This window comes from Rhizobium sp. RHZ01, from assembly GCF_014851595.1.
In the GTDB taxonomy this organism is placed as follows: Bacteria; Pseudomonadota; Alphaproteobacteria; order Rhizobiales; family Rhizobiaceae; genus Rhizobium; species Rhizobium altiplani.
Window position 1 is genome coordinate 125,163 of the sequence record NZ_JACUZZ010000003.1, and the last position, 15,146, is coordinate 140,308.

The 15,146-nt window shown below is 56.9% G+C and carries 12 protein-coding genes and 1 pseudogene; 3 read left to right on the forward strand and 10 right to left on the reverse strand.

The features are described from left to right. Positions 1 to 396: 396 nt before the first annotated feature. Positions 397 to 2,658, reverse strand: coding sequence for a glycosyltransferase (locus tag IB248_RS05200; RefSeq protein ID WP_246779211.1), 2,262 nt, complete (start codon positions 2,656 to 2,658; stop codon positions 397 to 399). Between the two features lie 783 nt (positions 2,659 to 3,441). On the opposite strand from IB248_RS05200, the gene yghU reads away from it, so the two are divergent. After that, on the forward strand, positions 3,442 to 4,332 hold the full coding sequence (yghU, locus tag IB248_RS05205; RefSeq protein WP_192240458.1) for a glutathione-dependent disulfide-bond oxidoreductase: 891 nt from the start codon (positions 3,442 to 3,444) through the stop codon (positions 4,330 to 4,332). 1,495 nt (positions 4,333 to 5,827) lie between these two features. Here yghU and IB248_RS05215 read toward each other — a convergent pair. The 8 genes and pseudogenes from IB248_RS05215 to IB248_RS05245 all read right to left on the reverse strand — a co-directional run bounded on the left by IB248_RS05215 (position 5,828) and on the right by IB248_RS05245 (position 10,604). Next, entirely contained in the window at positions 5,828 to 6,178 is a 351-nt protein-coding gene (locus tag IB248_RS05215) for a hypothetical protein (protein ID WP_192240460.1), read from the reverse strand. Between the two features lie 153 nt (positions 6,179 to 6,331). Beyond that, positions 6,332 to 6,627: pseudogene (locus IB248_RS31565) on the reverse strand (DUF72 domain-containing protein); the annotation flags it as partial. 98 nt (positions 6,628 to 6,725) lie between these two features. Next, the gene (locus IB248_RS05220; RefSeq protein ID WP_062375180.1) at positions 6,726 to 6,998 is read right to left on the reverse strand and encodes a BON domain-containing protein; all 273 of its coding nucleotides are present in this window, start codon (positions 6,996 to 6,998) and stop codon (positions 6,726 to 6,728) included. A gap of 632 nt (positions 6,999 to 7,630) precedes the next feature. Beyond that, a complete protein-coding gene (locus tag IB248_RS05225) occupies positions 7,631 to 8,167 on the reverse strand; it encodes a DUF4334 domain-containing protein (protein ID WP_192240461.1) in 537 nt (178 codons plus the stop codon). After that, on the reverse strand, positions 8,139 to 9,056 hold the full coding sequence (locus IB248_RS05230; RefSeq protein ID WP_192240462.1) for a hypothetical protein: 918 nt from the start codon (positions 9,054 to 9,056) through the stop codon (positions 8,139 to 8,141). Before IB248_RS05230 ends, IB248_RS05225 begins: the two co-directional genes overlap by 29 nt. A gap of 192 nt (positions 9,057 to 9,248) precedes the next feature. Then, complete coding sequence (locus IB248_RS32350) at positions 9,249 to 9,413, reverse strand: hypothetical protein (RefSeq protein ID WP_348644120.1); 165 nt, start codon at positions 9,411 to 9,413, stop codon at positions 9,249 to 9,251. 57 nt (positions 9,414 to 9,470) lie between these two features. Then, positions 9,471 to 9,935, reverse strand: coding sequence for a BA14K family protein (locus IB248_RS05240; RefSeq protein WP_192240463.1), 465 nt, complete (start codon positions 9,933 to 9,935; stop codon positions 9,471 to 9,473). A 456-nt stretch (positions 9,936 to 10,391) separates the two neighbouring features. Next, positions 10,392 to 10,604, reverse strand: coding sequence for a cold-shock protein (locus tag IB248_RS05245; protein ID WP_169680992.1), 213 nt, complete (start codon positions 10,602 to 10,604; stop codon positions 10,392 to 10,394). A gap of 315 nt (positions 10,605 to 10,919) precedes the next feature. On the opposite strand from IB248_RS05245, the gene adhP reads away from it, so the two are divergent. Continuing rightward, positions 10,920 to 11,945 carry an alcohol dehydrogenase AdhP gene (gene adhP / locus IB248_RS05250; RefSeq protein WP_169680728.1) on the forward strand — a complete coding sequence of 342 codons (1,026 nt, stop codon included), beginning with the start codon at positions 10,920 to 10,922 and terminating at the stop codon, positions 11,943 to 11,945. A gap of 209 nt (positions 11,946 to 12,154) precedes the next feature. Continuing rightward, on the forward strand, positions 12,155 to 14,509 hold the full coding sequence (gene eutB, locus IB248_RS05255) for an ethanolamine ammonia-lyase subunit EutB (RefSeq protein ID WP_192240533.1): 2,355 nt from the start codon (positions 12,155 to 12,157) through the stop codon (positions 14,507 to 14,509). A gap of 57 nt (positions 14,510 to 14,566) precedes the next feature. Here eutB and IB248_RS05260 read toward each other — a convergent pair whose 3' ends face one another. Beyond that, entirely contained in the window at positions 14,567 to 14,926 is a 360-nt protein-coding gene (locus IB248_RS05260; RefSeq protein WP_113470370.1) for a VOC family protein, read from the reverse strand. Positions 14,927 to 15,146 lie beyond the last annotated feature (220 nt).

The following is a 15,146-nucleotide window of genomic DNA, read 5'->3' on the forward strand; positions in this document are numbered from 1 at the left end:
GATCCCGCCGCCGCCGGGGACAGTCTTCACTACGTCCTGCGAGACCCAGTTGACGAAGCCAAACCCAGAAGCCTTATTTCCGTCCTCGGTGCCATGCCCGCTAATCTCGCCGAGATTCTTGATACTGCCGTCGAAGCTTGTAGGGCTAATGGCGAATTTCCAGTTATCGTTCTGTCAGAACTGCGTCCCGACCTGACTGCTGCAAGTTCTGCCCCTTTGGAATTTGTCCCAACCCGCAGCCACCTGCCATCACTTTCCCCCGAAATTTATGGCAGATACTCGCGCAGGCGCTGGTCATTGATCATTGCGAAATGGGATATCGCTAGTGAAATCACAATCTCATCGACCATCGAGGAGTTTCTTGCCGATCAGCTCGGCGCGGATGTTTCCATGAGCTCACATTCGAGCAATCGCGGCATGCAGGGGTCGGTCAGCGCGGATGCTGAAGACAAGCTGCTCGACCGCTTTCGCGGCCATGGCGGCTCCATTAACGAAATTCAGGCGCCCCAGACGCCGGCGAACCTCGGTGCGGAAGGCATCTGATAGCGCCAGGTCGAGCGTTGTCGTCACACGATCCGACTCCGAGTATCGCAAGCAAAGACCCAGGCCCGCAGTTTGGGCATAAACGGCGCGAAGTTGCTGATCGTCCATTTCCGGCGCCTGGTTGGGCACGAAGATCGAGGGGATCCCTCCCAGGATGCTCTCATGGAAGCTGTTGTACCCCGCGGTGGTGACAAGAAGATCGATCGCGCTGGCGCACTCAGCCAAGGGGTAAACGCTTGTGCGCAAAACGCTCGGCCATTCCTGCTTGGGAGGTGGCGCCAACGGATTGAGGACCTGTACCGTCTGCACATTCCGTCTGGCCAGATCGGCGAAGATCAGACTGGGGAGATCCTCCAGGTCGAAATTTCGTTGCGACCCCAGTTGTACAGCAACCGTGAACCGGTCCGGGTTGACGCCAAGCTTGGCGGCAGCTTCTCTCCTGGGCAGGCCCGAACCGGGATCCAACAGAAGCACAGGGGGAACAGCAACTGCCCCGGGCATATCGCGGGTCGGACCATGGTCTTCGTCATGCGCAAATTCGCCTGGTTCGATCACCATGTCGAATATGTCCTGGACGCCCGGCTCGAAATTGTGGGAAAGACGCCACAACGCACGCCGGATCCAGATCCAGGCGAGGTCGCGTCGGCATTCGGCAACGGCAATTAACCCTGGAAACGGCCTGTTTCCATCAAACACCACCGCCGAGGCATCAAACGCCTCGACTGCCGTCACCAGCTCCTGCGCATAAGCCCTGTTCCAGCTTTCATCCGTTACGCCGATTGCCAAACCGGAAGGCGTATAGTCAACAGCATGACCTCGCGCATGGGCCAACGCGGATCCGGCCGATCGAGTAAAGAATATCGGATCCATATCATCGGGCAGCCGCTCTGCGATCGCCATCAGTCGTGTGATATGACCGAGCCCGATGCCGTTTGTCGCGACAAGAAGCACTCGGCGCTTCTTGCCTACACGTCGCGGGGCGGATTCAGGCGTCACACTTTCGGCAGTCTTGCCAGGTGAACAACCGCTGCCCACGGTCCGGCTGTTTTCCAGCCAAGAAGGTCTGCGAAGCTCAAGATCATCATAGAGGCGTGCCATGCGTTGCGGATATTGATCGATCGCAAATTTCCTTCGGACAAGCTCCTTGGCGGCATTTGATTGTTGGAGATAGGTCGAAGGAGAGGCAATGAGGCGCTCGATGACGCTTCGCGTTTCTACAATGTTGCAGTAGACCGCGCCATCTTCGAACAGGCTTTCAAATGAAGGGTCAAGCACTGTCACCAAGCCGCTGGCCATTGCTTCTGCGATACATACCCCGAAGGCTTCCACCCATTGCCGGCTGTGAAAATAGACATAGAAATCAAGGCGTCTGAGAAAGTCTGGGACGCTGCTTTGCGCGAATGGACTGATCTGCCAGTTCGAGCCGATCCACGGCTGGATTGGCTCTGGGACACCGCCCAACACCTTGATGGCGAAATTGGGTGCGTCGGGGTAAGCTGCCCGCAGGTCATCGGCAGAACTGGGCCATTTCGCCGGGTCTCCCCTCGTATGGCGTCCCAAACTCGCGATACCTGCCGGAGCTGATCGCTCGGGTAACGCCCATTCAGCGGCGTCGACCATATTATACAAATCGTGTCGGAGAAGCGGGGGGCTTTCGGTCCCAATACTGTTGAACTGTGACCGGACCTTTGGCCCGACAGGAGCGAACGCGACTGGCACACCAAAGAGCCTGTCCAAGACACGTCCCACGACCGTCAGATCGTATTGCGGAACTCGATTGCCGTCGAACAGAGGATGATGAACCACGCAAACGACGCGGCGAGGTCTTATGCGCACTGGCGAACTCGGCATACGCTCGAACACTGCAGGATGGTGAGCCAGAAGAATGTCGCACGTTGCCTCTTCCGACCCTGTTAGCCAGACGGCATTCGATTGTTCAATTGTGGCGGCCGTGCGAGTGTCGAAGACGCCTAACTCGCGGGTGCGCTGTCCGAGGAAGGGCAATAGCCCACAGCTCACTTCGCACTGTCTCGCCGCCTTGAGCTCGGCTCTCAGTGCGCTCGACGTACCGCCAAGAAATCGTGGGTCGGCAGCATGAACAACGTCAAAATGCATCAGCCAACCCCGAGATTATTTGCTGCACCCGGAATACCCTACCCTCAAATGAGCTTGAACCCTGTTTCAAATACCCTGATGCAGCGAGACATTTCCACCGCACTGCTCGCAGCCTCCCGAGGCAGAGAACAGAACGGGCGCTAATAGGCTGATCCGCGGCCCCAGCCCCGTTCGGATTGGGTGTTCAACTTCCGTACTGCAACAGGTTGCCGTTGAACCCCCTTCTTCATCCTTTCGACCGCCAAGTTGCCGTAGCAACTGCGAGGGTGCTTTGCGAGGAAAGCCTGATAGGATTGACGCGTGTTCAGCTTTTGTGCCCGGCGCCAATCGGCAGATTCAACTCGACTCGGCGGCGCACTTTGACAGTTACGGGCATTAGTTGGCGCAAAGGGTGGGTACGTCCAGGACGGCACGCATGCCGTCAAAAAGACCGAGAAAAGGACGGAAACACGTTTCAGCATGCGAGACGCTCCAATCCGGGATTTAGGCTAAAAACCTACAAGGAAGAGTAGAATAACTGTCGCCAAATAACAAGCTCCGCAATTCGCACCGACGTCCACGCGCCATCCCTTGCGACGAGAAAACTATTCCAGTAGCTCCGAGCTTACGGGCACAAGCTTTCTCGATTAACGCCGTCAAACATCGTTCCTATAGGGCCGGCGAAACCGGCCCGGAGCGCAGTCGCGAATGGCAGTGCCGGGGCGCGGCACTCTCGTGTCGCGGTTCCTTTATAACAATTGAAGCCTATGTGCCTGCCCATGACTGCCCAACAGAGGATCTAGTATGACTGAAAATAGCTCCGCCAATAATTTCCCTCCCGGGTACGAACTGCCAAAGGTATGGCATTGGGAAAAAGGCAACGGCGGACAGTTTGCCAACATTAACAGGCCCATTGCCGGCCCCACCCACGATAAGCTTCTGCCTGTCGGAACGCATCCCCTGCAACTCTACTCTCTGGCAACTCCGAATGGCGTGAAGGTCACTATCATGCTGGAGGAACTGCTTGCGCTCGGCCGCAGCGGAGCGGAATACGATGCGTGGCTCATTAGGATCGGCGATGGCGACCAGTTCGGTTCCGGCTTTGTGGAGGTTAATCCAAACTCGAAGATTCCAGCACTGATGGACCGTTCTACACCTGAGCCGACACGGGTGTTCGAAAGCGGATCCATACTTCTTTATCTGGCAAGGAAATTTGACGCCCTGATACCACAAGAGCACAAGGCGCAGACGGAGACGATGAATTGGCTGTTCTGGCAAATGGCCTCGGCGCCCTACCTTGGCGGCGGCTTCGGCCATTTTTACGCCTACGCTCCAATGCATATCAAATATGCCATTGATCGTTTTTCGATGGAGGTGAAGCGTCAGCTTGACGTGTTGGACCGTCATCTTGAAGGCAACCGGTTCATGGCGGGCGACGAATACTCGATTGCGGATATCGCAATTTGGCCCTGGTACGGGAACCTCGCGCAAGGAAAGGCATACGGCGACTCCGCAACCTTCCTTGATGTTGAGAACTATAAGAATCTGCAGCGCTGGACTGCTGAGATCGCAAACCGGCCGGCGGTCAAGCGCGGCCGCATGGTCAACCGGATCAATGGCGATCCTTCAGAACAACTCCATGAACGACACGATGCCTCCGACTTTGAAACGCAAACACAGGATAAGGTAGGCTAGAGGCAGAGGGGCCGTGTTACTCGGTTGGTTGCGAAGGTTTCGGCTGCAGGCGCACGTCAAACCTGCCGATCTTGTTCCTGCGCTTCCAGCCGTGCCCTTCGAAGTCGCTCGCTTTTTTCTTCCCTCTCTCGGCGCTCTTCCTCCACACTCTGGCGAGCGAGGCGCGTCGTTTCTTCGAAAGCATCGAGCCGTTGCTGCCTGCTCGACCTCGAGGATTTTCTGTTGCCGTGCCCTGTCATTTCCATTCTCCTCGCGAGGGGCGTCGTGTCATTCGCACTCCTGAGCCGCGTCCGATGGTATCTAATCGTGCATACAGCAGTTGCAGCGCAGGATGCTCGCGCGCCGGTGAATGGATTTTCACCTGCTCTTGTCTGCGCGAGAAAAGAGAAACGTTCTGCTTCACAAACCGTTCAGTGCAGCACCGTACGAGCGCTTTGACTGCGAGATAGGGCGTTCCATCTCGATGAAAATGGCCGCTGTCGAATTCCTCAACCTCGATGAGGCAGCTATGTTCCACGTTCTGATGAGATGTTTGCGGCATTCAGATCATCGGTGCCAAATGTCATTCGCATTTCATGTGCCGGCTCGGGCCAAGACTGCGATAAAGCGCTTCACCTGCTTTTGACGAATGCAACACAATACCCGTTCAACCGCGGCTTTTCAAATACGCAACAGCCTTGGACATCAGCTTCGTGGCAACGCCCAATCCTCTAAACTCCTGCTCGACCCAGAACCAGAACCACGTAACGCCCATCGCCTCGATCTCGAGGATCCAGCGATCTCCGGTCCTTGGATTGCGATGCGTCGCACTCCTATCGACGCAATTGTCGTCATCAAAACTTACCGACGGGTCGGCGTCGGGGCAGCCGAGCAACAATCCAGCGTTAACGCCCAGCGGAAGCGTCGCTAGCCTCGTCCAGGCAGCAACAATCGAAGGAACCGAAGAAGTTGGAAATGGAGATCATTTCGGCTCTGATAGCCACATGCTTGTTGAGGCTGCCAATCACCTCCTGTGCCAACGGGATCAATGGTTTCGGGGGTGACGCAGCAAGTACTGTCACTGACGCAGAACGCCGTGTCGGCAACCCCGCAGCGCGCTAACAAAAGAGGCTCGCCACGATATACCTGCGGCGAGCCCTTAGCATGTGATGTTGCGCCACGATAACCTACCCGTGACAAATGAAAATCTGACATATAAAGATTAAGCAACTACTAAAATGCAAGCGGGACAAAGTGTTTATGCTCTGCGGCTGAGATCGACCCATCAACCTTAAAAACCACGACGTTCGCGGGGTCCTCACAGCTTCAGGCTTTTCGGCCACACCTCAGCCTGGATGTAGATCCATTTCAAGTTACAAACCATTTTCAATGGGCGGCTCCCCAACCGGGCCGGGTCATGCGCGCGCCCTTACGGCGGCTGCCTCACTGAGGCCGTCGCCAGACGCCAGGCTGGCGCTTGGGTTTCATTTCCGCTGACCCGCTGATCTGGACCGTATTACGCGACGCGGTATGCCAACCCAAGGCACAAGCCAGAGATGAAAAGTATCAATGCGATTGCGAACTTCGTTCGATCAATGAAGGCATGGAACGACGCCTCGGGAGGCGCTCCGTCGATACTGTCGACGGGTGTCTCCTCTTCTTGTTTTTCAGGATCGCCCGCTAATGGCCGCAGGTCGCACGGAATATCGGCAGTTGAAACGACGACCCGTCTCACGCTGGCCTCATCAAACTTCACAGAAAAGGAAATCTCCTTGCTCTCTTTGATCGTCAGCAAGGCTTTCCGAGCGGCGGCCTCCTCGTTTTCGGCTTCGACAAGTGACGTGTGCATCACGAGATAATGCGGCATTCGATCCCTCTTGCTGTGCTGTTCGACGGTGATCGGCAACTCCACCGGCCACGTCAAGCGCTAGAGCGTGATAATGTGTGCGCCTGACCCAAAATCCGGTTCCACGCCAGAGCCGGTCGAGAATGAAAGATCATTGCGCCTGCCTCGGACGGATTACGGTGCGCTACTTATCGGCGGCCAATGCCGTCGCGGCTTCTCCAGCGTGCTAAGCTCTTTTGGTACTCCTGTCGAAACATCATTGCTTTCTGCCCCAACCACGAGCCCAAGACGCTGCGCCAACATATGCGCATCGGCAGGCGCTCGAACTTTAACGTCGTTGTCGAAATAGAGGTAAACATCCGCCCCTTTTTGGACGGGGAAAGCGGCGCGGTAACCCGTTCCGCGTCAACGGGCTCTTCGCCGCGGGCCCATGCAGTAACCCGCTCCGCCCACGTTTTCAAAGCGTCATCGTAAGAAACGATAAGAGGAAGCTTCCCGCACGCCCATCCACTTTCCGGGCCTGCGAAATATGCGCATCACAAATAACCGAGAACCACGACTGATGATCCTAGTGTTCAATAATGCGACCTAGCATTCGATCTTGGACATTTTCTGGTCCGACTATTAACGCGGCGATTGAAGTTGCGCGTTCCCGCTCGGCGTAGTTATTGATGTATCCCTCTAGCAGAATGACAGGACCCAGCATCTTGATCGTGATGGCAGAGCTATCCAGATCGGGGTCGGCGGACATTGCCGCTTCAACGGATGCAATAGTCGCAGCCGAACTATGACCGCTCGTGCAATGCTGTTCATGGCTAAAGCTGTCTGATCCGAACTTCATCGTCTTTTCTCCTTCCGGCTCCCTTAAGAAACAGTCGAAGGATCATTAAGTTCGGGCGTTGGACTTAGGTCTGAATGAGAGGCGACGATCCATCGCTTACCTCCATGAGGCTTAGGGTCAGAAAACGCGAGCGTTGTCAGTGAGGCAATGCTCTAGCGCTTGTGGCGGGCCACACTTGGAGTGGTTCTCATTCGCCTACGCAAGTCGAGAGATTCATTCTAGCGGCAATGAAAGGATGACCTGAGTTAAAGAGATCCCAGAGAATATTGTTTTTTAGTTCAATGTCTTATCTCGAATACTTCCACTGTTAGGAAAGCTACGCAAGCAGGCTTCCATGGCTTAGTGGCGTCGATAGACTGAAGGCTAAATGGCCGGCCGACCCTCAAGCAGGAAGACTAGCCTTCGCTCAGCCGACTTTGATCGCGCAGATCAAGTTTCGCCGATTGTCAATGCCACGCTCCGCCATGCATTAGAGCCGTGAGATCCAGGACAATGTTGTTGTCCATGGCCGAAAAATGCAGACTAAAACAGGCAGGGCGCTCGACCCTTGCGGGGAGCGCCCTGCCAAACCCGGACGACCGCAGGCGGCAGAAATCTGCTCGCCAAGGACCATCGAAACGGGTAGTGGGGCGTTATTTGGTGTGCGCCTGTTCTTTTTCAAGCTCTTCCGTCCGTTCGAGTTCAAAGAAGTAGATTTGGTCTTCGCCTTTGATCGTCATCACTCCCATGATCTTTCTTTCATCGACGCGGCGGAAATAGTCGACAATCGGCTGCTCGTCATAGACCATCGCCGCACTCTCGGCGCCGGCAAACCGCATGATCCTCAGGCAAGCCACCGGACCACTCGCCTGAAAACCGCGGCGCAGATAGGAGAACAGGATCCGCGCCGCTCCCGTGCGTCCGAGCTTGTGGAAACGAAGTGCCAGGCAAACCGGTATCTGTGCTGGATCGATGGCAATCAGGCGCCGCTCTCGCGTCCAAAACAGTAATGCGTCTGCACGCATGTCCGCCCTAAACCGCTTTCCGAACCAGCCAAGATTTTCCAGCACGCCGTCGAGCGGGTGCCCGGCGGGGATGCCGCGCCCCTGCCACAATCCGACGATTTCGATCGGCTCGACCGGCGGCAGGCTTCGGAATTGCTCAAAGGCGGCGGTTTGCCGTTCTTTCATTCGATGACCTGTCCTTGCTTTTACGCTCTTTCGCCAGCCGTCTGGATCTCGCGTCGCGTCGCGCAGGTCGCAACTCCTCCAGCGTCGGCATCCACCAGCCCCGATCGAGCTCACTCTTGTTGGGTGGTGTTCGCGCAGGCCATGTCGTGACCAGTTCTTCAAGTGTGCCTGCGCGCCACGACGCCCAGACATATTCTACGCTTTCAGTTGCGGGAAAGTAGAACGCGCTGACCGTGGGCCGGTCCGCCAACTCGCCGTCAGTGCCGATGAAACAGACGACTCCGACATGCGTCCCGATCGCGCGCGCGAAAGGCGGGCCATCATGTGCGGGAACAGGGTATCGCTTCCGCCGGCGCTCCCGTGTCCTCACCTTGGACAAGCCCTCTTCTTCCGTTCCCTTGATGGCCTCCCGCCGCGCGCGCCTCGCTTCGGGCTCACTGCGCTCGGAAGCCGCTTCGATCGCCGGCCATCGACTGCGGAGGTCCTCGAATGACCGGTAAGGAACAGTCCATAAGCGGCGATCAACGTCCCAGCGTGCATAAGGGATCTCCCGGATCTCCTTGATGACACTTCGTGAATAGGGCGTCCGGATCTGGAACGTCGCCGTCGCGGCTTCGAGATATCGGCTTTCGATCGGATCGAATGCAAACGCGTCCCTGCCCTTTTCGTCAGCGAATGCATCTGCCTCAGCCTCCACTTCGGCGAACCATCGGCTGATACGCCTTTCCGCAGTACGACCGGGCACGAACCAGGCGTTCAGGCTGTCGCTCCACCGCGCACGAGGAAACGCTTCTCGAAACCGCTCCACCGTTATCCGGTCGTGCGGCAGATCAGTCGCTGCACCGACACGCCAAGGCCGGGTGGCCGTGGTTTTTGCTTCTTTGTCCATGTGCCGTGGCCTTAAGACACAACTGGCAACTCATGCTGGCCGTTTTGCTTTTCCGAGACGCTTGATTGCCTCTTCAAGCGGTCGCTCACCATCACAATAATCCTGCCAGGCTGAGCTTTTCGCAAGCAGCACAGGCACCGTTCGAACAGTGAACCGCGCCGGGTAGAGATCGGACGTCTGCTTGTGACGAGGTCAGCGGCATAGAGATGGTACCGCCTGGTCGCGCCCGCGGCGACAGAGGCGCGCCACGGCCGTCGCCATGCGATCGTTTCGTAGATAGTCAAGAAAGAAATTTTGCCGTTCCGAAGGCTTTTGGTCATCTTGATAAGATGGAGGTCGGGGGGTATCGCGCGCCATCAGCTGGCAGACATCATGCGCAAATCCTTTCGCTTCCGCCAAGGGCCGTGCGCGCCATCAGTAGTAGGGCGAGACACACGCCTGTCGTGGGCCATAATAGGGCTGGAACGTGTTGTCATAACTCCTGTAGGATCGATAACGCGCATAACACCAGCGCGTATGCGCATTGCCACCGTAATACGCTCTGCGATAGTATCGAGGCGCATAATAAGACGGGCCGTAGTAAGACGGGCCGTAGTAACCCGGGTCGTAGTAGTCAGGTGCATAATAGTTCGGCTGCGCCAGCAATCCGCCGATTATTGCGCCTGCCGCGAGACCGCCGAGCGCCCAGCCCCACCCGCCGTCGCCATGATGGTGATAGTATCCGCCGTGGTAGTAACCGCCGTGGCCGCCATGATAGTCCACCGGCTGCGCCTGCGGGGAATCGATCTTCGGGGCGACGATGGTGGGGAATGCCATTGCCGGCGGGACGCTCGTCAACGCCGTCGCAAGCGACACGGCAACGAATGCTAGCCTTTTCATCGGCTTCCCTTCCGTCAACTTTGCAGTCAACCATTATACCGCGGAAAGGACGATGTCGCACTTGATTTCCAGTGAGCGGTGAACGGTCCAGAAGGGCTGCCTTTTACCTCACTGCGACTATGATCGCTCAATGCCAGCATGGCCAGAGCCCTGTAATCCAAAGCGGCCCGCGATCGCGAGAGAAGCGCAGGCGTTGCCTAAAAAGAGCTAAGCTTCTCCCCCTCTGGCATGGGAGATTTCGTCCTGTGCAGGATGCTGGGTGCCCAGTTGCGCCCTGTTTGAGCCGCACCTCTCAAAGATACCACGTGCGACTGTCATCAGGTTAGCCACGTCATCACCTTCCAGCCGGGACAGCCCAGAGTAACAAACCCATCGATCCGCAGAATGCCGGCATCGGCATCGACGACGACATATCCTTGTCACCATACAGTAGGCGGGCCAATGACAGGCGATCCGTCACCGCAGTTCAATATTGACAGCCTGCGGGCCTTTTCCTCTTTTATCCGGTTCCGTATCGAATGAGACTTTCTGCCCCTCGCGGATGGTCTGGATCCCAGAGGCCTGAAGAGCCGAGATGTGCAGAAACACATCGTTGCCGCCCCCCTCGGGACTGATAAAACCGAACCCCTTGTCTTCGTTGAAGAATTTCACCGTGCCCGTTACCATTATAACCTCCCGACCAAGAATATGATCAACATGGAGCCGACGCGCAGCCTACGCAAGCGGAAATATGGGCCTCAGCCGCTGGTCCAGAGGCTGCTCTCTGCCAGGATATTTCGCCCGACCTATGACTGCCGAAGGCCCCCTCGCCGCTTCATTGTTGTCGACCGATCGGAAGAGGTTTACGTTTGCGACGATATCGGGACGTGACTTACTGTGTTTTGCGTTGTGGACCAGGCGCGGTCTCTTGGCAATCCCGCGCATCGTTGGCTCACGACGCAGCTTCAGATTGACCGGCGTCTCGTTTCCAGTTGGAGGAAACTCATGGGTCAGATGATGAAGGCCGCTGTCGTTCGACAGTTCCGCACACCTCTCGTGATCGAAGATGTGCCCGTGCCATCTCCGCAACCGGGGCAGATACTCGTCAAATACGAAGCGACTGGCGTGTGCCATACCGACCTCCATGCAGCCAATGGGGATTGGCCGGTGAAGCCGAGCCCACCATTCATACCCGGGCACGAGGGCGTTGGCTATGTTTCGGCAATCGGCGCCGGTGTCACGAGAGTGAAGGAGGGCGACCGTGTTGGCGTGCCCTGGCTACACAGCGCGTGCGGCTACTGCCCGCAGTGCCGAACCGGTTGGGAAACACTCTGCGCCTCGCAGTCGAACACCGGATACTCCGTTAATGGCACCTTCGCCGAGTATGGGCTCGCTGATCCTGAGTTCGTCGGCACACTGCCTGACCATTTGGAGTTCGGCCCCGCTGCCCCGGTTCTTTGCGCGGGCGTCACTGTCTACAAGGGATTGAAAGAGACAGAGGTGCGCCCAGGCGAATGGGTTGCCATTTCGGGCGTGGGAGGCTTGGGTCACATGGCCGTCCAGTATGCAAAGGCGATGGGCATGCATGTCGTCGCCGCCGACATCTTCGAAGAGAAACTGGCTTTGGCAAAACAACTCGGGGCGGACGTCACGATCAACTGCAAGGCTGGCGACGCCGTCGAGCAGGTTCGGAAGGCGACCGATGGCGGTGTACATGGGGCTCTCGTTACGGCGGTCTCCCCCGCCGCCATGGAGCAGGCCTTTGGCTTCCTGCGATCGCGTGGGACGATGGCACTCGTCGGCCTGCCACCGGGGATGATATCGCTGCCTGTGTTCGAAACAGTCCTGAAACGCATAACAGTTCGGGGATCGATCGTCGGTACGCGCCAGGATCTGGAGGAATCGCTCCAATTCGCGGCCGAAGGAAAAGTCACACCTCATTTCTCCTGGGAGGGTCTCGAGAGCATCAATGACATTTTCCACCGTATGGAAGCGGGAAAGATCGACGGTCGCATCGTCATGAGATTGTAACACTTGTACCAGCCAACCGGCGGTTCCGATTTTGGACAACAGGGTTCGCAAGGCGGCATTGCGATCGGAAATCTTGCGGCGGGGATCCGCTCAGTTGCGAAACGACCTTAGGTAGCTCAGAACCGTGCCGCTGCGGGAGGTTTTCACTCCGACAGCCGGTTCGAGGCATAGCAGAGCCAATGACCTTTGACCCACGGAAAGGTATCGCCATGAACAAGGGCTTGTTGTCTGATGCGCGTGACGGACTATCCAGAAGAGATCTTCTGCTGGTGGCGGGAACCGCCGCCGCGACGATCGCCAGTTACAGCAATGGCGCCAAGTCCGCGTCCCAGCCGGATGCATTCTCCATCAAGGACGTGAAACAAGGCGAGGATATTTTTACCTACATCTCAAGAATGAAGGGCGGCTTTGAACCGACTTTATACCAGCAGGTTATCGGTGCTGCCAATGAGTTCAAGGAAGGAGATCAAGCAATCGGCGTTGGCGCCGACAACGATGCGACGCGACGAAATGCACGCATTCTGTTGACGAATACCAAGCTCGCAGACCTCTACGCGAGGCCATTATTTCAGGATGATCTGCAACAACTCATCTGGCAGACCACCGACCAGGCCCAGTACGAAAAGGTCAAGGACTGGACCATGGGCGAATTGAGGGAATTTCTCCTCGCAAAGCCAGAGGACGAGATTAGGGGTGTGATGAATGGCCTGACCAGCGACACCATCGGCTGCGTGCCGAAATTGATGAGCAATGAAGAGCTCGTCTCCGTCAGCCGAAAGATCTTTAACGCAATGCCTGGCACCAAGCTTGGCGCGAAGGGATACATGGGCGCTCGCATCCAGCCCAATTCGCCGACAGACCATCCCGACGACATAATCTGGCAGGTCTTCGACGCATTTTCGTATGCCACGGGCGACATCGTCATCGGCACCAATCCAGTTGACAGTACGGTCAACAGCGTCGCCACTGTCGAACGTGCGCTCAAGGACGTTGTCGACACCTTCAAGCTGCAGGATGTGATCCCGTGGTGCGTCCTCTCGCACATCGATGTCCAGGCCGAAGTAGGCGACAGCTTCCCCAAAACCGTCTCCACGATGTTCCAGAGCCTTGCTGGAACTGACGATTGTAACAAGATCTTCGACATCACGATTGACAAGATCCTGAAATATGCGCGGGCGAAGAAGGGGCAGCGATATGGCCTCTACTTTGAAACCGGACAGGGCTCGGAATTCACCAATGGGGCGGCGAACGGCGTCGACATGATGGTTCTTGAGTCACGAAAATACGGCTTCAGCAGGGCTGTAGGATTGGAGCTTGCCAAGGTGCAGCCCAAGGGCGCCTGGCTTCACGTCAATGATGTCGCCGGTTTTATCGGGCCGGAGGTTTTCAAGAGCCGCGACCAACTCGTGAGATGCTGTCTCGAAGACTTGGTCATGGGCAAGCTCCATGGCCTTACCATCGGTCTGGACATTTGTACGACATTGCACATGACAGTGAGCCTTGATGACCTGGATTGGTGCCAGGATCAGATCATGCCGGCCAATCCCGCTTATCTGATCGCGCTGCCAACGAAGAACGACCCGATGTTGAGCTACCTCACCACATCGTTTCAGGATCACGTGCGCTTGCGCGAAAAGTTCGGCTTTAGGGTCAACGATGCGATTTGGGACTTCTACAAGCGGCTCGGCGTGGTGGGCAAGGACAACCGCTACACGGCGAATTATGGAAATCCCCTTTGGGTGTACTTCCAATATCGCCTGGCCAAGGGCGACAAAAGATCGCGTGAGCAGGTCTATGCGGAAGGCCGGCAGAAGATGCGGGAGATTGAGAAGCGAGGGGTCGACATTGCCACAGGGCATGGAAGGAACAGATGGGATCTCAATCAGACGCTTTCGACCAAGGTCAAAGGCTTGTACGAGGATGCGAAGCAGTCCCTCTGGACCGAATTCACGCCCGAGTTTATCGCTGGCATTCCCGATGCCGTTTCAGTGCACACACAGTCCAGGGATCGCAATGACTACATAGCCCATCCCATGAGCGGCGAGATGTTGAACGCGGAAGGATTGCGGGACGTCGAAAGACTGAGAGATGCCTGGGGAGACGATATCCCTCAAGGTCAGATCGTCATTTCCGACGGACTAAATGCAAAGGCCATCATGGATGATGGACATCTTGCACCCTATCTCGAGGAGATGCGCCGGCTGCTGGCCACAGCTGGCGTCGCAATGAGCAACAAGAACATTGTTGTTACCAGCGGAAGGGTGAGAGCCGGATACAGGATCGGCGAGGTACTTTTCGCAAGGGCAAATCCCAACAGCTTCCGAGGGATTCTTCACATCATCGGCGAACGGCCAGGGACGATGCACCACGCCTATTCGGTGTACATTACTGTCGCCAAGGGCAAACGATGGTCCGAAAAGGATATCGATCACGACATCACCAGGCTTGTCAGCAACGTCGCGGACACGGCCCTGCCGCCCAACGAAGCCGCCAGAGAAACACTGACCATCATCAGGGAAATCGTCGGACGGAATGTAAACGGCAGCCGTCGCTACGGGGAATAGAAAGGCGGTGTACGGGTGCTCCTCTCCCCGTTATCAGGGCCGCAGGTCCAGACCCGATCAATCGATCCTCCGGCCCACGCGCACCAGGTGTTCGTCCGGATCGGACACTGCGAATTCGAACATGCCCCATGGCTGCTTGACTGGTGGATAAAGAAGCCTGCCTTTTAGCCGGGCCGCCAGTTCTTCGACATCGTCAGCGTAGAAGTAGATGCCGAACGGGCTCTTGCCGGGAACGAGCCAGTCCTCGGCCGCCTTCGTCAGGTGAATTTCGGCGCCTCCGTCGTCCGTCAATATCACGTAATCGCCGTAGTCCTCAGAATCCGGATCGCGACGGAAGCCCAGCAGGCCGTAAAAGTCTTCGCTCGCAGCGAGATTGTTGCAAGGTATAACGGCGACGACCCTTCGCTTCTCGGACATAGATAGGCTCCAGCTTGTTGTGACCGATATCCGAATAGCACCGGAGGCCCTTTTGGGAAAAGCTCGAAGCCAGCTCCAATGGGCGGCAATGGACATAAGCGCGCCGACTGCCATTTTATGGATCGGTTCGCCAATTTCCCCCGGTGAACCAAATCAGGACGTGCGCGAAACAAAGGACGGTCACAGGATACCATCCCACGCGGCGCCTTAGACCACCGGA